General features: G+C 63.3%; 13 protein-coding genes and 3 pseudogenes. 14 read left to right on the forward strand and 2 right to left on the reverse strand.

The genetic code is table 11. The features are described from left to right. Positions 1 to 1,236, forward strand: a complete 1,236-nt coding sequence (gene repC / locus RIdsm_RS26295; protein ID WP_057821965.1) for a plasmid replication protein RepC — start codon at positions 1 to 3, stop codon at positions 1,234 to 1,236. Between the two features lie 131 nt (positions 1,237 to 1,367). Here the strand turns inward: repC and RIdsm_RS26300 are convergent, their stop codons facing one another. Then, on the reverse strand, positions 1,368 to 2,570 hold the full coding sequence (locus RIdsm_RS26300; RefSeq protein WP_057821963.1) for a Fic family protein: 1,203 nt from the start codon (positions 2,568 to 2,570) through the stop codon (positions 1,368 to 1,370). Between the two features lie 292 nt (positions 2,571 to 2,862). On the opposite strand from RIdsm_RS26300, the gene RIdsm_RS26305 reads away from it, so the two are divergent. The 12 genes and pseudogenes from RIdsm_RS26305 to RIdsm_RS26360 all read left to right on the forward strand — a co-directional run bounded on the left by RIdsm_RS26305 (position 2,863) and on the right by RIdsm_RS26360 (position 15,123). Beyond that, entirely contained in the window at positions 2,863 to 3,333 is a 471-nt protein-coding gene (locus RIdsm_RS26305) for a hypothetical protein (protein WP_057821961.1), read from the forward strand. Between the two features lie 40 nt (positions 3,334 to 3,373). Next, a pseudogene (locus RIdsm_RS26310) lies at positions 3,374 to 4,102 on the forward strand (ArdC family protein); the annotation flags it as partial. A 174-nt stretch (positions 4,103 to 4,276) separates the two neighbouring features. Further along, entirely contained in the window at positions 4,277 to 5,626 is a 1,350-nt protein-coding gene (locus RIdsm_RS26315; protein ID WP_009506868.1) for a tyrosine-type recombinase/integrase, read from the forward strand. Further along, positions 5,623 to 7,410: a hypothetical protein gene (locus tag RIdsm_RS26320; protein ID WP_009506869.1), complete on the forward strand. Its 1,788-nt coding sequence runs from the start codon at positions 5,623 to 5,625 to the stop codon at positions 7,408 to 7,410. Before RIdsm_RS26315 ends, RIdsm_RS26320 begins: the two co-directional genes overlap by 4 nt. Next, positions 7,407 to 9,623: an integrase gene (locus RIdsm_RS26325; protein WP_009506870.1), complete on the forward strand. Its 2,217-nt coding sequence runs from the start codon at positions 7,407 to 7,409 to the stop codon at positions 9,621 to 9,623. The genes RIdsm_RS26320 and RIdsm_RS26325 overlap by 4 nt, the downstream gene beginning before the upstream one ends. Positions 9,624 to 9,674: 51 nt before the next feature. Then, entirely contained in the window at positions 9,675 to 10,577 is a 903-nt protein-coding gene (locus RIdsm_RS26330) for an ArdC family protein (RefSeq protein ID WP_009506871.1), read from the forward strand. Between the two features lie 56 nt (positions 10,578 to 10,633). Next, positions 10,634 to 10,849: pseudogene (locus RIdsm_RS26335) on the forward strand (zincin-like metallopeptidase domain-containing protein); the annotation flags it as partial. 23 nt (positions 10,850 to 10,872) lie between these two features. Then, a pseudogene (locus RIdsm_RS26340) lies at positions 10,873 to 11,079 on the forward strand (DUF6330 family protein); the annotation flags it as partial. 90 nt (positions 11,080 to 11,169) lie between these two features. Continuing rightward, positions 11,170 to 11,559, forward strand: coding sequence for a DUF3768 domain-containing protein (locus RIdsm_RS26345; protein WP_057821992.1), 390 nt, complete (start codon positions 11,170 to 11,172; stop codon positions 11,557 to 11,559). A gap of 156 nt (positions 11,560 to 11,715) precedes the next feature. Beyond that, complete coding sequence (locus RIdsm_RS26350; RefSeq protein WP_151175239.1) at positions 11,716 to 13,698, forward strand: ParB/RepB/Spo0J family partition protein; 1,983 nt, start codon at positions 11,716 to 11,718, stop codon at positions 13,696 to 13,698. Positions 13,699 to 13,770: 72 nt separating this feature from the next. Next, positions 13,771 to 14,364, forward strand: coding sequence for a hypothetical protein (locus tag RIdsm_RS26355; RefSeq protein ID WP_025042408.1), 594 nt, complete (start codon positions 13,771 to 13,773; stop codon positions 14,362 to 14,364). Positions 14,365 to 14,466: 102 nt separating this feature from the next. Continuing rightward, positions 14,467 to 15,123 (forward strand): DUF6927 domain-containing protein, encoded by a 657-nt coding sequence (locus tag RIdsm_RS26360; RefSeq protein ID WP_151175240.1) that lies wholly within the window; start codon positions 14,467 to 14,469, stop codon positions 15,121 to 15,123. Here RIdsm_RS26360 and RIdsm_RS26365 read toward each other — a convergent pair. Then, positions 15,120 to 15,785 carry a hypothetical protein gene (locus RIdsm_RS26365; RefSeq protein WP_074940865.1) on the reverse strand — a complete coding sequence of 222 codons (666 nt, stop codon included), beginning with the start codon at positions 15,783 to 15,785 and terminating at the stop codon, positions 15,120 to 15,122. The genes RIdsm_RS26360 and RIdsm_RS26365 overlap by 4 nt on opposite strands. Positions 15,786 to 16,041: 256 nt before the next feature. Here RIdsm_RS26365 and RIdsm_RS26370 point away from each other — a divergent pair, with 256 nt between their 5' ends. Then, the gene (locus tag RIdsm_RS26370) at positions 16,042 to 20,304 is read left to right on the forward strand and encodes a strawberry notch-like NTP hydrolase domain-containing protein (RefSeq protein WP_151175241.1); all 4,263 of its coding nucleotides are present in this window, start codon (positions 16,042 to 16,044) and stop codon (positions 20,302 to 20,304) included. Positions 20,305 to 20,391 lie beyond the last annotated feature (87 nt).

The following is a 20,391-nucleotide window of genomic DNA, read 5'->3' on the forward strand; positions in this document are numbered from 1 at the left end:
ATGGAATACACGCCCGTAACGCCGTTCCGGCGAACGATAGATGCTGCCATCCTGAAACATCAGGCAGCGACCCAGGAAGACCTGCCCCCAGCCGGCGCCAACAAGTGGGAGGTCCTGAGGGAGCTCGCTGCCGCTCGAGTCGCGTTCGGCTTGTCCGATCGGGATTTGACGGTGCTTCAGGCGCTGGTCAGCTTTCACCAAGCGACAATTCTCGGAGGCAATGACAGCGAATTGATTGTACATCCGTCCAACAAGGCGATTTGCGAGCGCCTGAACGGCATGCCCTGCTCGACGATGCGGCGCCACCTCTCCAACCTTGTGCAGACTGGCTTTGTTGTCCGGCGCGATAGCCCCAATGGGAAGCGCTATGCCCGCCGCTACGGCGACGAAAAGGTTGCGTTTGGGTTCGACCTCTCTCCGCTCGTTCGACGCTTCCAGGAGGTTTGTGAGGCCGCTGAGACCGTCCGGGCCGCAGAAGAGCGGTACAAGCGCCTACGTGCCACTGTGAGCCTCATGCGGCGTGACCTCGCAGGGCTGGCCGAGTACGGGCGCTCACTTCGTCCGGATCAAGGCGTCTGGGACCAATTCTCTGATCTTGCGGCCCTAATGGCCCGAGATCTTCGCAGAAAACTCGAAATGGAAGACCTTAGGCGCATCGAAGACGCTTTGGGGTCAGCTTTAGATCACGCCCGAGGCCTTCTGGATGGCTGTGAAACAGAAAATATGAGCACCAATGATGCTGTTTCTGAGCAGCACTATCAGAATTCAAATAAAGACTCTTATGATCTTGAACCTCGCTTAGAAAAAGCGCGGGACGGAGGCGCTGTGCGCGAAACTCCAGAAGTTGCCAATAGTCCTCTGTGTTCTGAAGATGAGGGAAACTCAACGGCAACTATTGACGATCAACTGATGCCGAACATACCGCTTGGGCTCGTCCTCGCCTCCTGTCAGGAATTCAAAGCGTATTCCGAGCAGCCCGTGCGCCACTGGCACGATCTGGTCCGGGTGGCTGATGTGGTCAGGCCCATGATGGGTATTTCCCCGTCCGCGTGGGACGAGGCGAAACGCTATATGGGTCCCGAAGAAGCGTCTGTTGTGATCGTTGCAATGCTTGAACGGTTTGCGGATATCCGATCACCTGGAGGCTACTTGAGAACCCTATCTTCAAAGGCAGCAATTGGGGAGTTCTCCTGCGGTCCGATGATCATGGCCTTGATGCGGCGGGATGCTGCATGATGAGTTCACAGCTGTGAACTCGGCTGACAAGTAGGATAGCTCGGGATAGTTCACAGTTGTGAACTTCTTTCCAACACGGTCAGAGGCTGCGCTCGCGGACTTGGCCAGAAACAGGGTCCTTCGGTTGCCAGTCACGCCGGCAGGTCACCATCGCCAAACAGGTTAGGGAAAAGACGTTCCCGGTAGTCCAACGGAAACGCCAACCGCACCGAAGTCTTCGGAGATGCGGAGGTCAGGTATCCGGCGGCAGTCAGTTTACTCAGTGTGTTGCGAGCAGTACGCTCGGACGTCTTGAGCACAATCTGCGCGTCGCCTCGTTCCAGTGCGCCATGCCGAAGTACCGCCGAGATCAGTTCCGGCGCACGCTTGTCATCGATGGTATCTGCAACAAGACGACGATACCGTTGGTCCAGTCCGCCGAGATCGAACAATCTTGCTGAGAAGATGATCTGATCGAGCGTCACCTTTAGGAACCATTCACTGAACGTCCTCAGTGCCGCTTCTGACAGGTTCCCCCGTCCGTCGCGGTCTCCGCGGCGTGGACTGTCGGCCAGATCCATCATCCGGTTGTACTCGCCCCGATCGGTTAGCCCGCGCGCTAGCCCACGCGATACGGACCAAAGTCCTTGGCCTCCAATCCCCGCTGTGAGGGCCATGGCATGAGACATCAGTCTGCTGACACGGCCGTTGCCATCCGGGAAAGGGTGGATGTAGTTCAGACGGTGATGTGCAGACGCGATCGCGATGATCCGTCCGCTCGAAGACCGCGCCGCAATCTGAAACCGTTTGTCGAAGTGATCCATGAATGCTGCGACGCGCGACGATGAAGGAGGTAGGTGGCGCCCTACCGCAACTTCCCGATCGTCATCTTGGCGCATACGACCCGGAACGATGGGCTCTTGCGTGCCGTCGGGATGTTCGATGACCCGAAACTCATCAGGCATCTCGTCGTAGAAGCTCTTATGGACCCAAGTCAGGAAGTCGACGGATGTGGCGCGGGGCAGGGTCCCCTTGCAATGCATCTCGTCGATGGCTCGTTGAACGATGACGTGCGCCCTGGCCTCAAGGGCGAGAGGGCGGGTTTCTTCCTCAAGCTCGGCGCCCGCCAGTGCCTTTTCGATGTCGCGGGGGCGCGTGTTGTGTCCTTCTATCAGGTTGGAATAGTAGCAGTTCATCACGCGGACGAGATCGGCAAGCTCAGCTGCGCTGTCAGGATGCAGCCCTTGTCCCAGCCCGGTGGCTTCCCTCTGGATGTCGACCGAAAGGTCTGCCAATTCTGTAGGAATATGCTCCTCGAAGAAGCAGGGTTCGATTCTGGCGGGTGTTTCCAGCATTTTTGCCGATCTTCTATGTTTGCAAAGTAATTGAAAAGCATACACATTTCGTATTTGCAAGCAAGGTTTTGCCGATATGTGTTGCCGATCTTGGGCGCCGATCTAGAATTGATGCATGAAATCAATAGCTTCGGCAGATGTGCCGGGCTTTCAGTTTTGTTGTGTGCCCAAAGGGCCTAGGAAAAGAGAAAGTGTTCTTCGGGTTTTGTGACTGACGGATGAGGGCTTTTGGGGTCCCTCGGATGGGTCCGGGCAGGGTTCCGGTCTGCCGTTCCTGATAAAGGGCATTCCCATGCAAACAGGTGTCTTGCGCGTGTTACGCGCGACCGCTGCCTCGTGGTGGCGGCATAGAGAGCTGCGCCGAACTGGCCAGACGTTGCTGGCACAGCGGCTCGAACGCCAGACCGTCCTGCGTGATCTCGGCTATCTCAGACAGGCGGCGACATTGCCGAATGCCCATGTGTTCTGCGGAGAGGGGGGCACGTTCATCCATCTCGGTTGGACCATCGTGTCCACCCTAGCGCCGATCGAGCGCTTTCCGTTGGCCGCTCTTGCGGTCGCACGAGGGACGCCCTTCATCGATATCCGACCCGTCACCGATGTCATCGCCTTTGCGAACCTGCCGGGGGTGACGCGGGACGGATCGGACGACTCTGAACCCTGGGGCCCTGGAAGTTCCGTCTTGCTGACCACCTACGTCGACATGGTCGAAGTGCTTGGTGTCAGGATCGTCAATGATCCGCGCCTCTGTCGGTCAACCTAGTCACCACTCCCTCTCACCAAAACTCAAAAGGAGGCCAGCCATGGCCCGATCCCGCACGCCCAAATTCGATGCCTCCGAGGTCATCACGAACGAAATCATCCGCATCATCGAGCGCGGCGTCCTGCCGTGGCGCAAGCCATGGACCGCAGGTGGCAGCTCTCGTCCCCTGCGCGTGGGCGGTGAGCCCTACCAGGGAGTGAACAACTTCCTGCTGACGATGCGGACCGTGATGGCGGGCCACAGCTCTCCCTTCTGGATGACGTTGCCGCAGGCCAATGCGTTGGACGCAAAGGTCCGCAAGGGCGAAAAGTCCTCTGTCGTTGTCTATTACGGTCAAAGCCGGAAAGACGTGGGTGGCGAGGACGACCGCAGCGACGGGGATGATCACTCCGAGGAAGCCCGCATCTTCCGCTTCCAGAAATCCTACCGCGTGTTCAATGCCTGCCAGATCGAGGGCTTGCCTGCCAGCTTCTATCCCGACCCGGAGCCTGCACCCGACCATCCGCCCGCTGAGCCAATTCCCCGGATGCAGACCTTCTTCGATGCGATCGATATCACCACGGTCTTTACGGGAACCGAAGCTTACTACCTGCCCCCCGTCGACAAGGTGTTCATGCCTTCCATTGAGAGGTTCCAGAACCCACGGAATTTCTATGGCGTCTGGGCGCATGAGTTGGCTCATGCCACCAAGGCGCCCCACCGGCTGAACCGTGATTTTGGCTTCTCGAAGTTTGGCAACACGTCCTATGCGCGAGAAGAGATCGTCGCGTTATCTTGACAGTCTGCACCGCATGCCGCCTTGCCGTAGGATGGGTGACAGGCGTCGACGGTAGGCAGTTTTCAGGCTGGCCGCCGCGCTTACCAAAGAGCTGGCGGCGGCCAGCCTGAGAACTGCCGGGCCGAAGCGTGCACCGGGTGGGGGCATGGGGAGGGTTTTGCGCTGGTGTCGATTATTTCTGTTTGCGAGCGTCGCGAGGCCGGGGGTCTCGACGCGCATGTGCCGTTGATCCTGCGCGGCGACACGCTCTACGACCCCGATCTGGATCGCTTCTTTCTCGACCTGCCGCTATCGGGGATTCGATCACGGCATTCGCTTCGCGCCCAGGCCTATGATGTGACAGTCTGGCTTCGCTTTCTCGATGCCTGCGGCAAGACCGTATGGGCTGCGACCCGCGACGATGTCGAGGCTTATCATCGTGCGCGCCGGCGCGGCGATGCTGGTCAGCGGATCACGGCGGCAAGCTGGAACAGGGCCGTCGCCAGCCTTGATCGCCTCTATCGCTGGGGCGAGCGGCAAGGGCTGATCGCCGAGGCACCGTTCAACCGTCGTGCCGTGTGGCGACCGGCGCAGGGTGGACGTCGCGGAATGATCGCCGCGCGCAACGACGCCTATGAACGTGTTGCGAAGCGGTCGGATGTCCGGTTCGTCACGATGGACGACTACCGCATCTTCCGCGAGGTCGGTCTGCGCGGCCTCGCGCCTGACGGCAGCGAACGCCCCGGCGCACGTGATCGGAACGGATTGCGCAATGCGCTCTTCGCCGATCTGCTCGTCACGACAGGTTTGCGACTGGAAGAAGCCTCAGGTCTGCTCGCCGGTGATCTCTCGGTCATCGTTCCGGACGGCGATGAGAACCGGCAGCTCTGGCTGCGCCTGCCGCCGCCGCTCACCAAGGGCGATCGCGGACGAAGTGTTCTGGTCCCACGCCGGCTGCTTCGTCAGATCGCGGCCTATATCGATGTCGAGCGCGCGGCAGGCGCGGCCAAATTCGTCGCGCGCGATGGCGCGGCGCGCTTTGACCGGCCGATCCATATCACCGACGCCGGTCTCGACCGCATGCGCGATGTCTGCACGCCAGAGGAACGATGCCGTCTGATCCTGTGCAACGAGAACGGAACGCCGCGCGAGCCCGCGGCGCTATGGCTGACCGAGGTCGGACAGCCCGTTCGACCCAATTCCTGGGAGGTGATCTTCGCCCGCGCCTGCAAGCGCTGTAGAGACTATGGTTTCTCGTTGTCGATCAGCCCGCACCAGCTGCGCCACACCTTCGCGGTCCATATGCTCGCTTTGCTGATCCAGGAGCGTCTGCGCGAAGCCGCATTGCCGGCGGGGCCGATGGAGAGCTACCGGCTGATCCTTGGCGACCCGCTGCAGCAGGTGCAACGCCTGCTCGGCCACGCGAGTCTCGCCACCACCTATATCTATCTCGACCATATCGCGACCCGCGCCGATACGGTGGATTCGGCGGTCGAGGAGTTGCTGGCACTGCTGCCGGGACCGCAGGGCGCATGAGCGGGCGTCCCCGCAAGGGCAGGCCCGTTGCTTTCGCGCGCGTCACGCCGGAGCGAGCCAAGCCCGATCCGGTGCTCGGCCTCAGGTTCGTCATCGAGGCGCGGCATGGCGGGACCGTCCTGGTTGACATGACCAATCTCGATCCTCGTCCGCTCGCTATCGCCTTTGCCAGCGCGTTGCGCCGGTCGGCCGCGCTCGGCGGCCCGATCGGTGCGGCCAGCGTCATCAAACAGTATGTAAACTCCTATCGCCGTTTCTTCACCTGGCTTTCCGATGAGGCGGGGGAAGTGGACGGGCCCGAAGACATGCGCACAGCCCATGTCGACCGTTTCGCATCGGCACTCGAACGCGGGGGAATGGGGGCGATCTACCGGCATGTGACGGTCAGCAAGATCGTCAATACGCTGCGTGCGATAGAGGCGGATCGGCCCGACAGTATCACGCCCGGCCTCCATGAGCGGTTGCGCTATACAATGGCGACCTCGGCGGGACGCTCGACCCCGCGTGATGCCTACAGCCCCTTCGTCGCCCGCGCGCTGCGCGACGCGGCCCGTACGGACGTGGAAGCGATATTCCGCCGGATCGGCGCCGAGGATCGGACCGATGAGGGCGATCCGGTCATTGCCGGAGCGCGGGCCGATGTCGAAGCTCTCATCGCGCACGATGGAGCCGTTCGGACCGAGAGCGTCGAGCTGCGCCGTCTCTATTTCATGCGCTTGCGGCGCGGTTTGCCGATCAGCACGCTGATCGACGACCTGCATCGTCGGCATCATCTGCACGTCACCGATCTGCCGCCATTGCTCGTGCTGCTTGCTCTCGATACCGGCCTCGAGCCGGAATGCCTGAAGGCGCTGACGGTCGATTGCCTGGCCAATCCCTCCGCCGGAACCGTCGAACTGCGATACCTGAAGCGACGCGCCGGCGCCGCCGGGCACAAGAGCATGCGCGTGCGCGACGGCGGCCTCGGCACGCCGGGTGGCCTTCTCCGCCGGCTGATCGAGATCACGACCGTCGCCCGTCAGCATCTGCCCACCGATTGTCTCTGGGTATACCACAACGTCGGCGGTCTCCATGCTGGCATCCGTCATCCGCGCGAACGCCTCGACGCCTGGGTGGCACGGCACCGGATTGTCGATGAGGACGGCAAGCCGCTCCATCTTCTGCTGTCCCGGCTTCGCAAAACCCACAAGGCGCTGTGGTACACCAAAACCGAGGGGTACATCGCCCGCTTCGCGGTCGGCCACACGCCCGAGGTCGCGGCGCGCCACTACGCCGATCTGCCATCGCTGCGGCCCCTGCACGAGGCCACCGTCGCCGATGCCTTCCACGACGCTGTCGTCGCCGCGATGCCGACCATCCTCCCGCCAGCAGCCGAGAAGACGCTGCGCGAAGCGCCCGAACAGGCCGGGCCGCTGATGCCGCCGGATGCGGTCGGTTCCATTCTCGATGGGGAGCAGGATCTCTGGCTCGCCGCCTGCGCGGGGTTCCATAGCAGCCCCTTCGCCGAGGCCGGCTCGCCATGCCAGCAGCCGTTCTGGGGATGCCTCCATTGCCCCAACGCCGTCATCACCGCCCGCAAGCTCCCCGCGATCATGGCCTTCCTGTCCTTCGTCGAAGACCAGCGGCAGGGGCTTCCCGGTCCCGACTGGATGGTCAAGTTCGGGCAGGTTCATGCCCGGATCGTCCATCAGATCTTGCCCGCGTTTTCCGATGCCGTTGTCGCCGAAGCGCGGTTACGCGCCGTGGAGGAGCGCCTCTATCTGCCTCCCGAGGCGCGCGCATGACCGCGCCCGCCCTTGCCCGCGCGCACGCGTTCGACGATCGGCCCGTGCTGGCGTGCGCGCCGCTCAAGCCGGGCCATGCCCGCGAGGACCTGTCGCGCGTCGGCGATCCAAGCTGGGATCTGGGTCCGGCCGTCTTCCGCGAGAACGCCCGGCGCTGCCACGTCACCGTGCATTTCGACGTGCTGGAAGATGCCGATGTGCAGGCAATGATGCGCGCCTATCTCTATGCGCGTCTCAATGTCGACCTTCCCGGCCATCGTCCGAAGCTGCCGCCCAGCTGTGTGCGGCAGGCGTTCAACCGGGCGCGGCGCTTCTTCGCCTTCGTCCGCGAACGATTGGGCGCGCTGGACCTTGCCCGCATTGATCCTCCGCTGATCGACGCCTATGCACGGCATCTCCGAGACGACCCGGCAAGGCGGCCCGTCATTGTCGGGCAGCTTCTCGAGGTCGTCATCGACTTCTATCTCTACCGCGAGCACCTTCCCGGCGGCGGCTTGTCGTTCGAACCGTGGGACGGGCGGCCACCCGCACGCGTCGCGGGCTATCGTCATGTTCCCGAGAACCGGACCCCGCGCATCCCCGAGCCGATCATTGCGCCGCTTCTGGCATGGTCGCTGCGCTACATCACGGTATTCGCAGGGGACATTCTCGCCGCCCGGCGTGAGCTTTCCCGGCTCGAAGCGCGCCGCGACCGGCTCTCCGTTGCGGAACAGGGATTGCCGCATGCGGAGCGCCGCCGCCGGCAACGGCAGCGACTGGCGCGCTATTTCCGGTCCCGCGCGCGGCAGGGCCGGGGCGTGCCGGTCTGGGCAAGCCCACCCAACGGTTCCGCATCCGTCGATCCGGTAAGCGGGGAGCTTCTGCCCGTCGTCAACGTGCAGCTTCTGCATCTACACGTCGGCGTCGATGCCGCCAGGGAGCCGGCGATGCATCTCGCTCTCGCCGGCGGCGCGTCCGATCTCATCGCTGCCGCCATCGCGGATATCGGGATCGAACCCGGCGGCATGGATACGCCGATCTCGGTCGATGCCGATCTCGGCCGGCCATGGCGGCACCGCTTTGATGCCAAATCCCTCGTCCTGGAAGAGCGCATGCTGCAGGCAGCGGCCTACGTGGTCTGCGCCTATCTGACCGGTATGCGCGATTGCGAGGTGCAGGCGATGCGCCGGGGATGCCTGACGCTTGCGCGCAGCGAGGACGGCACCGTGTCACGACACCGCGTCCGTTCCACTGCGTACAAGGGAAAGGGGGCCCGGGGAGCGTCGGCGGAGTGGGTGACCATCGAGCCCGTCGCCCATGCGATCGGGGTGCTCGAACAGTTGACCCGGCGCGCGGCTGTTGCCCATGGTCTCGATACGCTCTGGCCCGTGCTGTCAGTGACGCGAAGGAGCAAACCGCACGTCTCCGCCGAGATCGTGCGCCAGATAAACGCCTATCGTGACCACCTGAACAGGCTGTTCGGGACGGAAGAGGCGCCCGCCATACCGCCCGGGCCGGACGGTAAGCCCTGGCGGATCACGACCCGCCAGTTTCGTCGCACGATCGCATGGCACATTGCCAACCGTCCCTTCGGAACGGTGGCCGGCATGATCCAGTACAAGCATGCATCCGTCGCCGCGTTCGAAGGCTACGCGGGTAGCAGCGCCTCGGGTTTCCGCGCCGAGGTCGAGGCGCAGCGCCGGCTCGGTCAGATCGACGATCTGCTCGAGTATTTCGACAGGCGGCGCGGCGGGGCTGACCTTGGCGGGCCGGCCGGTCCTCGTGTCGCGCGTACCCTCGACGAGACAGCCACCGAGCTCGGGCCATTGCCGCCGATGATCGCGGACCGGTCCCGTCTGCGCATCATGCTCGCCAGTCTGGCCCGCACCCTGCATGTCGGACCGCTTGCCGATTGCTTCTTCGATCCGGCAACCGCCCTGTGCCTCAAGCGCGTGACGGATGCCGCGGCAGGCCGCCCGCTGACAGCGCTTTGTGAACCGACCCGCTGCCCGAACGCCTGCATCGCGGAACATCACAGGCCCGTCTGGGAGCGAAGTGCTGATGAGGCACGCATGTTGCTGCGCGAGAAGCGGCTGCCCGGATTGCAGCGGGCCGCGCTCCAGCAGGAGGTTGACCGGATCGAGGGTGTGCTGGCCCGGATCGCGCCCGAGGGCGCGACGCCGCCCGTTCGGGCGGCGGTAAAGGGAGAGGGAGCTTGGGATCGGGGTGAGTGACGGGATGAGGAGAGCGGGAGAGGCCTGCTCCGCCCGTCCTGGAGACCTGTCATGTCCCGCTCTTCCTCATCGGCCGGGCGCGCCGATGTTTATAACCGTATCACCACCGAGATCATCGCCGCCATCGAGGCAGGCACCGGCGACTGGCGTGCGCCCTGGTTCCACGACGGGAGCAGCATCGCGCGTCCGACCAACGTTTCATCCGGCAAGCGCTATCGCGGCATAAACACTTTGGCGCTCTGGGCCACGGGCTTTGCCGCCGGATATGGCGACGGTATCTGGGGAACGTACAAGCAATGGCAGGATGCCGGCGCGCAGGTGCGTAAAGGAGAACGCTCCACCACGGTCATCTTGTGGAGGGAGATCAAGGTTTCCCAGCAGGCCGACGACGAAGACGATGATGACGGGCATCGACGGATGTTCGCCCGCGCATTTTCTGTCTTCAACATCGCTCAAGTGGACGGGTACGAGCGCCCGGCGACCCCTGTGCTGCCCGAGGCTGAACGCCTTGCCCATGCGGAAGCGTTCATCACAAACCTGGGCGTCAAGACTGAGTTCGGTGGATCGGAAGCCTATTATCGCCCGTCGGCCGACACCGTGTTCATGCCGCCGTTCACTTCGTTTCGCGATGCCGCGTCGTTCTACGGTGTCTGGCTACACGAGAATGGTCACGCCAGTGGCGCAAAGCACAGGCTCGACCGCGACCTTTCCGGTCGCTTTGGTTCGGCCGCCTATGCCGCCGAAGAATGCTGCGTGGAAATTCTCAGCGGGCTGGTCCTGGCAGACCTCGGGATCGCCCACCATCCGCGCCCCGATCATGCCGCCTATATTGCCTCGTGGCTCAAGGTCCTGAAAGACGACCCCAAGGCCATCTTCACCGCCGCCAGCAAGGCGCAGCAGGCGGCCGACTGGATGCATGCGCAGCAGCCCCATGCAGAGGAGGTAGCGGCATGACCAAAACCGTTCTCATTGCCGAAAAATTTCAGAATGGGGCTGGACTGTCAGGATATGTCGCGGAATTGGCCTCGGTGTTCCTGGGTCAGACGCTCGGCTTCACGGCGCATACGCTCGAGATGAATGCCGCCTACCTCCACAACTGGTTGCGCGTCCTTCGGTCAGACAAGGGTGCGATCTTCAAGCACGCCGCGGATGCGCAGCGCGCCTGCGACTATCTGATCGCCAGATCGGAGGTGGGCAGGGCAGGGCGCAGTGCCGAGGCCGCCTGAACACACGAAGAACGGAGACGCCCATGTCACGTAAGGAACCCAAGACGCTGCGGGTGGCCTGCTTCAACGACGGCCGCCGCAAGACCATCACCTTCAAACGCGGTGCCTATTGGTGGAGCTCATCCGAGGGCGCTTACCCGCTCTCGGCAGCGCTCGAGAGCATCAAGCACCAAGGCGGCTGGATCGAAACCATCCCCAACCCGAATTACAGACCCAAGGGGCTGTTCGGGCAGGGCACCTTCTGCTTCGGTCCTTCCGCCGTGCGGAAAAGAAAAAGCGGGCTTTGAGAAGGGTGTTTCAACTTCTCAAAGGAGATCCCCATGTCCATGACCGTTCAACCCCAGCCAGATCGTCCCGATCCGAGTGTGATCGCGGCGCAGAACGACGCGTTTCGCAAGCTCGCGTGCCTTGGAGTGCCGCCCGCGCAGCCCATCCAGGGCCGGATGCATGTCACCCGCTCGCTTATGGAGGCCGATGACGGCTTCATGGCCGAGGCGGTGAAGGCCACCGGTGAGTTTGCAACATTCGAGCCTGAGAATGATCCCGAGGGATGGCACGATTTCGGGGCGGTCGAGATCCGGGGCGAGACCGTGTTCTGGAAGATCGATCTCTATGAAGCAGACTCGGATTTCCGCTACGGGGCTGAGACCCCGGACAATCCTGCCACCACCATGCGCGTGCTGACCATCATGCTGGCGCGCGACTGGTAGGGGAGGGGACTCCTCCCCCCTGACATCTGAGACGATGAAGGCCCGCTGCCCCTCAAAAGGGAAAGCGGGCCTTTTGTCGTGGTGATCCCTGAAGCCGGGGATTGGTTACGCGCGTGAAGGCGCGGGCCACACCTCACCCACCTGGAAGGATATCCCATGACCACAAGCTTTGCCCCTCTCACCGTCGCCATCGGCGATCTGGTCCCGCATCCCGCGAATGTGCGCAGCAACTCGCCGGAAACTTATGACCCCGAGAACATCGCCCATCTGAAAGCCAGTATCGCTGTGCTGGGCCTGCTCCAGCCGCTCCTGGTTCAGAAGCTCGACGGCAAATACGCCGTGCTTGCCGGTGGCCGGCGACATGCCGCGCTGAAGGAGCTGATCGCCGACAAGGCCAGCAAGGGGTTCACGGCGAAGACCAAGGTGGACTGCCGCCTCGTGCCGGAAGACTGCGACGTGACCACGGCACTGTCGCTCGCCGAGAACATCACCCAGGCACCGATGAATGCCATCGACGAGTTCGAGGCTTTCGCCCGGATGATGGAGGTCGACGGCCAGACGCCTGAGACGATCGCGAAGACCTTCGGCACCACGGTGGCCGCCGTGAAAGGCCGGTTGCGCTATGGCCTTATCCACCCCGATATCCGCGCCGCGGCTCGGGGCAAGGTGATCACGCTCGACACAATGAAGGCCTTCGCCGAGCACCCAAGCCAGGAGGCGCAGCGCGAGGTTTTCGAGGCGCTCACGAAAGACGGCGGCTATCTGCAGGCCTACACGGTCCGACAGGCCCTCAAGTCCCGCGGCGTGCAGGTCAGCGACGATATCGGGGCTTTCGTGCGCGAAGACTACGAGGCGCGCGGCGGCACCGTCGCAGCCGATCTGCTGGATGAGCATTCCGTGCTTGAGGATGCGGCTCTGGTCGAGACCATCTTGCTCGAGAAGCTCGGTGCCGCTGCCGAAGAGACCCGTATGAGGCTGGGTTTTGCCTGGGCCGATGCGATGGTGCGCTATGACTACGCGACCATGGCCGACTACGGCCGCGTCTATCCCGGCCCGATCGAACCGGATGAGGCCGCCCAGAAGCGCATCGATGAGATCACCGCCGAACTCGAGAAACTGCAGCTCGAGATGGAGGATGAGGGGCTCGAGGACGGTGCCTACAACGCGCTTTACGAGCGCGTGGACGCCTTGGAAGAGGAAGCCCGCGACCTGCAGGAGGCCTACAGCGCCGAGGACCTCGCGCGGTCTGGGGTGATCGCGTCGTGGCAGGGTGGGCAGATCACGCTCCATGTTGGCCTCGTCCGCCCGGAAGATACCGTCAAAGAGGAAGGCGCGCGCGGCTCCTCGGCTAACCCGACCGGGGAGAAGGCCCCGGACGCCGGCAAAATCACCTATCCAGCCTCACTTGCTGAGGACCTCAAGACAGAGCGAGCCATGGCCCTCGGCGCCGCGATGGCGCTGCATCCGGAGGCCACGCTCGATCTAACGCTCTTCAAGCTGGTCAGTGACGTTCTGGCCATCGGCATGAGTGTCACGCAGGCGATCAAGGTCGAGGCCCGCAAGGAATACCGCAGCCATGCCAAGATGGACGAGATCGACGAGACCTCGCTCGAGCAGGTGGCCGCGGCGCATGATGTGCTGGACCTCTCGTGGCTCGATGATACCCGCCCGCCCGCCGATCAGTTCGCGGCGTTTCGCGCGCTGGAGGCCGGCGAGAAGGCCAAGCTCGTGGCCTATGCCACGGCCAGCACCACGCAGTCCTGCTTCGCGCGGGACCGCCAGCGCGACAGCCTGATGCATGCGTTCGAGATCGAGATCATGCCCGATATCCGCGCGCATTGGACGCCGAACGCGGCGCTCTTCAATCGCTTCAAAAAGGCATGGCTCCTGAAGATCCTCGGCGAGGATCTGGGTCTGGCCCAGGAGGCGGTGACGCTGGCCTCGTCGAGCAAGAAGGAGATCGTGGCCTTCTGCGACAAGCTCTTTGCAGAGCCGTTCGCCACACTCACGGACGCGCAGCGCGCTGCCGTAGCCGCCTGGTGCCCGCCGATGATGCAGACCGCCGGTGTCGTCTGTGATGAGGCGGAGCCCGCCTCGGAATCTCCCGAGCCTGACAGCGAGGTCGCGCAAGCGGCCTGAGTCCTCACGCGACCCGCGCGAGGCATTTCCCGCGCGGGTCGACCCTCCCACACCCAACCGAAAGACATCCCCATGGCTATTCTCAAGTTCTCTGCGTCCGCTGTTGCGGCACAGATCGCCCATGCGCGCGCCTGCAAGACCTTCCTGCCCAACTGGAACGGGCCCGTGGACAGGCCCGCCCTGATCCTGATCGTCGGCAATGGTGTGCATCTGCGCTCAAACGGCATCGATGGCACGACCACCCGTATCGTCACCACCGAACAGGCAGATCCCTCCTTCGCCTTCGCCGACGGCATGAACCCGTTTCGGGATACCGACTGGATGGCGCAGCGCCGCATGGCGTTTCGCGATCTGACCGGCCAGTTCTACACCGACATCCTGGATGACGTGCAGGTGCTCATCGACCGGGGGCGGGGGGCGATCCGGCTCGCCACCGATGGCCACAGCATCCGTGTCTTCGTGCGCCGGGCCTCGGACTATCTCATCGGCGGGACCTACGAAGTGCCCTCGGGCCTCGGCGGCACCTTCCGGGTCATCCTCAAGGATGCCTGCGATACCTTCGCGATCGTGCAGAACTGCGGCAATTGCGAGGATTTCGACGCCATGCAGCCCTACCGCGTGCCGCTCGATGCGCTGATGGAAATCGATGACCGGAGGGCGGCGTAACGCGCCCTTTCTCAAACAAGCATCGCCAATACCCTGCCAGGCCTGCGGCCCTCTCGGGACATTGACGACAACAATTTCCCCAATGAGAGAAAGGACTCTGAGATGGGATGGCTCTTCTATACCGATCGCCGCGTCCAGACCTACGCGGATGAGAAAGCGGAGATTGCCCGGCTCTGCACCTTCGAGAGCGACAGGCGCAAGACGGAACTGGTCAAAGCCTGCAAGGTGGGTTCGACTTGGTACGCGGCGGCAAAGGTCACAAGTATCGATGGCTCGCCGGTCGAGGACACGACCTATGTGACCGATGCGGATGGCTCCATCACGTTCGGTGCTGTCTTCCTCACCCGATACGATGACGGCTGCTGGGGCTACAAGGACATGGAGGAAAGTGCTGGCCCGAACGAGTCTCGTGCTCCCCTTGGGCTGATCGAGCTCCTCTCCGACCTGAAAGACCCGGACAGCTATGCCCATGCCTGGCGCCAGCGCTGCCAGGACTGGGCTGCGATCCCGGACTACGAGGAAGGCGACAAGATCAGGCTCGCAGCACCTGTGACGCTCACCGATGGCAGTACCTGCCAGATTGTCACCGCGACCCACTACAGGCGCGGGCGGCAAAAGCGCCGCTGCTACCGCATCGAGGAAACTGGTGGGCTCGTACGCCTGTCGAAGGCCTCGCTTGCGGGCTCGGAGCTGCTCAGCTCCGCAAAGGGCGAGGCCAGTCCTGTGCTGGCGGAGTTTCTGGCGGGGCAGGACCCTTAGGGGCGCACTGCGAGTAGTGCGCGTACCGTCTCGATTTCCAGCACCCAGTTGCCGGTCGTTTCGTTGCGCCATCTTATGCAGCGGATGATCCGATCAAAATCATCCTGAAGGGCGCGCGGAAAAACAGGCTCATGGTGTGCGATTCTGTTGCGGAGCCTCCTCACGGCTTCAATGTCAGACCTTAATTCAGATCGGCGTTGGTTGGCCGCGACACCACGAGGCGCGTCCGGAAACACTGCGTAGAAATGATCGTCCCACAGTCTGCCTTGGTGCCTGTTTGTCAGCATCTTCTCCCAAAACACAAACTTTAGTTCGGCGACGACCTTTCCGGCAGTGGGTTGCTGTGCTGCGCAGCCTTCGAGGTCTCGTTTGGGGCTGTATGCAGGACCGCGCGGGTTCGGCAACGAACGGATGAAGCCTTGTGTCCAAGGCCATGTTCCTCCATGGACAGCTTCGATCGCTTCCACGATCGCGTTTCGCAGCGCAACTTCCAAAACATGGAGTGGAACCATGAACGCGGCTGATACTTGAAGATTCCAGTGGTATAGGTGGAGAGCTCGCGTCCGATCATTGCCGGTTTCGCGCAGATAGGTCGCAAACCTAGGTGCGGATAGGACGTTCGGAAGGTGGTGTTCTTCATCAGCCGTGAACGGTGGATACATTGACAGTAAAGACTTTCGGTGCCATATAAGGCGTGAGCTTTGAGACTGCGGGCATTATGCCTCCCCTCATTGCACAAAGAAAGCAAAAGCCCGTCGCATTGCGGCGGGTTTTTCAGTTTTCGAACCTGCCTCCGAAAAAGCTGTTTGATTGGCCGATCAGCGATTGCATACCTCTTCGTCCTGGCCTGCTCCCCTGAAAAGCGAAAGCGGGCTTTTTGTCCTTTGGAACTCAGACCCTGATCCAAAGGAAATCCCCATGTCCAAACCCAGAACGGCCAACCCGGCTCTCGCAATCTCCGAAGCCGATCTCGCCTCTGCGCTAGCGCTTATCGGCACGGAGATCGACCACCAACCCCTGCGCAGCTCAGCGCTCGCACGCATCATGCGCGAGACGTTTCATGGCAGCGATGCCGGGGGCGCCTGGGACTGGCGCATAGCCTATGACCTGATGCAGGCCGCGGCTGTCCAAGTGCTGCTGCGTGGGAACGGCGTGGCAGATGACATCGCCGCTGCAAAGCTGCTTGCCTCGCGGCTGCTGACGGAAACCCGCCGGTCAGAGCAGCAGATCCGGCTGCAGCAGTTTTCCACGCCGTTACCTTTCGCGGCAATGGTCTTGCGGGCTGCGGCGATCCGCAAGGGCGAGACCGTGCTGGAGCCCTCGGCTGGCACCGGTGCCCTGGCTACTTTCGCCGCCCGGTCCGGTGCCACGCTTTTGCTCAACGAGATCGACCCTTTTCGCCAGCGCCTCCTGCGCGCGGTTTTCGGCGGCGAGGTGACGGGCCATGACGGCGAGCATACCGACGATCTGCTGCAGACGCCGGTTCTACCCGACGTCGTGGTGATGAATCCGCCCTTCGCCTCCTCGGTCGACCGATCCCGCGACAAGCACATCGCTGCCAAACATCTCATTGCGGCTGCAAAGCGCCTGGCACCAGGTGGGCGCCTGGTGGCGATCATGCCGCCGGGGTTCACGCCCGAACGCGATGCCGCGCATTGGTCCCGCGCCTGCGGTCTCCTGACGCCACGATTGGCGCTGACGATGCCGGGGCAGGTCTACCGCAAGCTCGGCACCTCTGTCGAAACCCAGCTCATGGTCTTCGACAAGGTGCAGGAGGGCGGCGAGATGATCCGCGCCAGTGTCCGGGGCTTGGATGATGCCCTTCCTTTTGTCGACGCCGTGGCCGCAACCCGGCCCGAGATGCGCCCCGTGCAACAGGCGGCGGTGATCCCTCACGGGCGGCCGACCGTTCCATCCTCTGCCCCGCGCAAGACCGCCGCTGTGCCTGTTGCCGCCTCCAAACCCCGGGCCAATGCCGTCCGTCCGCTAACTTTCACGAGCCTTGTTATCCCGCGCGACAACACGCCCATCTCGGACATCTATGCACGCTACCGCCCGCAACGGATCGAGATCGCGGGTGCGCAGGAACATCCCACGCCGCTCGTCGAGAGCATCGCCATGGCCTCGGTTGCCCCGCCCATGCCCTCAAACACGGGCAGTGATGACTTGCGCTTGCCCGCACGGTTGATCGAGGAGGGACATCTCTCCGAGGCGCAGCTCGAGACCATCATCATGGCGCATGATGCCCATGGGCGTGATCTGCCCGGTCGGTTTACCATCGATGACGACCAGACCAAGCTGACGCGCGCCGATGATGACCCGGATGCACGTGCCTTTCGCCTTGGCTATTTCCTCGGCGACGGCACCGGTTGCGGCAAGGGCCGCGAATGCGCAGGGCTCATTCTCGTGAACTGGCTTTCCGGGCGCAGGAAGGCGATCTGGGTCTCCAAATCCGCCACGCTCATCGAGGACGCGATCCGCGACTGGACCGATCTCGGCGGCTCGCCTGCCGACATTCAGCCACTTTCCAAATGGAAACCGGATCAGCCCGTCCCGATGGGCGACGGAATCCTCTTCGTCACCTACGCCACGCTGCGGTCCGCGGGCAAATGCGGCACCACGCGACTGAGCCAGATCCTCGACTGGATGGGCGCAGACTTTGAAGGCGTCCTCGCTTTTGATGAGGCCCATGCCATGCAGAATGCGGCAGGGTCCGAGCAGGGCAGGGGGGTCAAACCCTCCCAGCAGGGCCTTGCGGGCCTGCGGCTGCAACTGGCAGCACCCCGCGCTCGCGTCTTCTACATCTCGGCCACGGGCGCCACGAGCGTGCACAACCTGGCCTATGCCGCGCGGTTGGGGCTCTGGGGGCAGGACCCCGAATACCCCTTCCCGAGCCGCGAGGGTTTCGTTTCAGCGATGGAAGCCGGCGGCGTGGCTGCCATGGAGGTGGTCGCGCGTGATCTTAAGACGCTCGGCCTCTACACGGCGCGCGCCCTCAGCTTTGATGGCGTGGAGTATGACGTGCTCGAACACGCGCTCACTTCGGCCCAGATCGAGATCTACGACGCATACGCGGCTTCTTTTCGGACGATCCACCACAATCTCGAGGCCGCGCTGACAGCGACCGGCGTCAACGACGCCTCGGGAGAGACCAATGCCTCGGCAGCACGCGCCTCGGCCAAGTCCCGCTTCGAGAGCACGAAGCAGCGCTTCTTCAACCATCTCCTGATGGGCATGAAGGCTCCAAGCATCATCCGCGCCATCGAGGACGATCTGGCGGCGGGCAAGGCTTGCGTCATCCAGGTGGTCTCGACGGGCGAGAGTCTGCTGAAACGCCGGCTTGAGACGATGGACCCCGAGGATGAACTCGTCGAGGGCGCGCTAACGCCGCGCGATTACGTACTGGGCTACCTCGAACAGGCCTTCCCGATCCACGCGCAAAAGCTCGTGGAGATTGACGGCAACATGGTCGCGGAACCTTTACGGGATGAGACCGGGGCGCTCGTTGTCTCGCGCGAGGCGCTCGCCCTGCGCGATGCGGCCATGATGGAGTTGATGACGCTCGCCCCGATCCCCTCGGCGCTCGATCAGATCCTCTGGGCCTTTGGCGACGAGGCCGTCGCTGAAGTCACTGGGCGATCTATCCGCCCTTTGAAGGCCGAGGACGGTCATCTCTTCATCGAAAAGCGCGCCGCCAGCAGCAATTCGTCGGAGACCCAAGCCTTCATGGATGGCGAGAAGGATATCCTGATTTTCTCCGATGCGGGCGGCACGGGCCGGTCCTATCACGCGGCGCAAACGGCGAAGAACCAGAAACGGCGGCGGCACTATCTTCTGGAGCCCGGCTGGCGCGCGGATGCGGCCATCCAGGGGTTGGGCCGCACCCATCGCTCGGCTCAGGTCAGCGCGCCCTTCTTCCGCGTCTGCACCTCGGATGTGCATGGCGAAAAACGCTTCACCTCGACTATAGCCAAGCGCCTCGACCAGCTAGGGGCCTTGACCAAGGGTCAGCGCGAGACCGGCTCGCAAGGCATGTTCCGCGAGGAGGACAATCTCGAAAGCCCGATCGCGCGGGCCGCACTACGTGGGTATTTCGCCGATCTTGCCGCCGGGCGCGCTGAGGCGATGAGCTACAAGAGCTTCACCGACTGGACAGCCCTGCGGCTGATCGACAAGGACGGGGTGCTGCTCGAGGAGTTGCCGCCGATCCAGCGGTTTCTGAACCGGGTTCTGGCCCTGCCCATCCACATGCAGAACGCGCTCTTTGCCGAGTTCATGCGCCGGATTGCCGATCAGACTGAACGGGCGCGCGCGGCAGGCACGCTCGATCTCGGCGTGGAAACCCTGCGCGGCGAAAAGATCGAGCAGGTCTCCACAGAGGATCTCTGGACCTGCCCGAAATCCGGCGCCGTGACGCGGATCATCGGGCTCGAGGTGACGGACCCGGTCCATGTCTTGGGCGCTGAAGAGGCCATATCGCGCAATCCGGACAAGCTGCCGATGGTCAATCGCGCCTCCGGTCGCGCGGCGCTCATCTCGGCACGCCCGATGCAGATGTATGACGAAGACATCGTCACGCTGATGCGCAAGGTTGTGCGGCCAAACGGGTCGAGCTACCTGGAGGAGGCGCGGTTCACGTCTTCGGCCTGGGAAGACATCGAAAGGCCCGAGTTTGCAAAGCTTTGGGATGCCGAGGCTGCATCCCTGCCAAAAACCACCACAACCAAGCTCTACCTGCTGACCGGGCTCTTATTGCCGATCTGGAAGGACATTCCGACCACCAATGAACGCATCTACCGGGTCACGCCTGACGGGGCGACGGCGATGATCGGGCGCACGCTGAGCGAGGAAGGGGCGGCAGCGCTGCGCGCCCGCTTCCTCGTGTCCAACCCGCAAACAGCGCAGGAGATGCTGACCGCCGCCCTCGGCACCACCGCGCCTGTCGATCTGGGCCGGGGTCTCACCCTGACCCGTCGCCGTGTCGCAGGCGAGATGCGCCTTGAGTTGTGCGGCGTGGACAGGGGCATGATTGATGGCCTCAAGGCAATGGGGTGTTTCACCGAGATCATTGCCTTCCAGCTACGGGTGTTCCTGCCGCATGGGGACGGGATCGACACGGGAAGCATTCTGGCCCGGATCGTGGGGCAGGAAGCCAGCATGACGTCAGAACAAGCCGCCTGAAAAGTCAAAGCGAGCTTCCGGTCGGGCGGCGTGGATCGGGATTTGCCCGGGCTGCGCTTTCCGGGCGCGGGCAGACCAATGCCACGC

Source organism: Roseovarius indicus (genome assembly GCF_008728195.1).
In the GTDB taxonomy this organism is placed as follows: Bacteria; Pseudomonadota; Alphaproteobacteria; order Rhodobacterales; family Rhodobacteraceae; genus Roseovarius; species Roseovarius indicus.

What these genes read in the sequence shown, in the direction of transcription:
- repC (WP_057821965.1), top strand. Translation starts at nt 1, where the DNA reads ATGGAATACACGCCCGTAACGCCGTTCCGGCGAACGATAGATGCTGCC.
- RIdsm_RS26300 (WP_057821963.1), bottom strand. Translation starts at nt 2,570, where the DNA reads ATGCTGGAAACACCCGCCAGAATCGAACCCTGCTTCTTCGAGGAGCAT.
- RIdsm_RS26305 (WP_057821961.1), top strand. Translation starts at nt 2,863, where the DNA reads ATGCAAACAGGTGTCTTGCGCGTGTTACGCGCGACCGCTGCCTCGTGG.
- RIdsm_RS26320 (WP_009506869.1), top strand. Translation starts at nt 5,623, where the DNA reads ATGAGCGGGCGTCCCCGCAAGGGCAGGCCCGTTGCTTTCGCGCGCGTC.
- RIdsm_RS26325 (WP_009506870.1), top strand. Translation starts at nt 7,407, where the DNA reads ATGACCGCGCCCGCCCTTGCCCGCGCGCACGCGTTCGACGATCGGCCC.
- RIdsm_RS26330 (WP_009506871.1), top strand. Translation starts at nt 9,675, where the DNA reads ATGTCCCGCTCTTCCTCATCGGCCGGGCGCGCCGATGTTTATAACCGT.
- RIdsm_RS26345 (WP_057821992.1), top strand. Translation starts at nt 11,170, where the DNA reads ATGTCCATGACCGTTCAACCCCAGCCAGATCGTCCCGATCCGAGTGTG.
- RIdsm_RS26350 (WP_151175239.1), top strand. Translation starts at nt 11,716, where the DNA reads ATGACCACAAGCTTTGCCCCTCTCACCGTCGCCATCGGCGATCTGGTC.
- RIdsm_RS26355 (WP_025042408.1), top strand. Translation starts at nt 13,771, where the DNA reads ATGGCTATTCTCAAGTTCTCTGCGTCCGCTGTTGCGGCACAGATCGCC.
- RIdsm_RS26360 (WP_151175240.1), top strand. Translation starts at nt 14,467, where the DNA reads ATGGGATGGCTCTTCTATACCGATCGCCGCGTCCAGACCTACGCGGAT.
- RIdsm_RS26365 (WP_074940865.1), bottom strand. Translation starts at nt 15,785, where the DNA reads ATGTATCCACCGTTCACGGCTGATGAAGAACACCACCTTCCGAACGTC.
- RIdsm_RS26370 (WP_151175241.1), top strand. Translation starts at nt 16,042, where the DNA reads ATGTCCAAACCCAGAACGGCCAACCCGGCTCTCGCAATCTCCGAAGCC.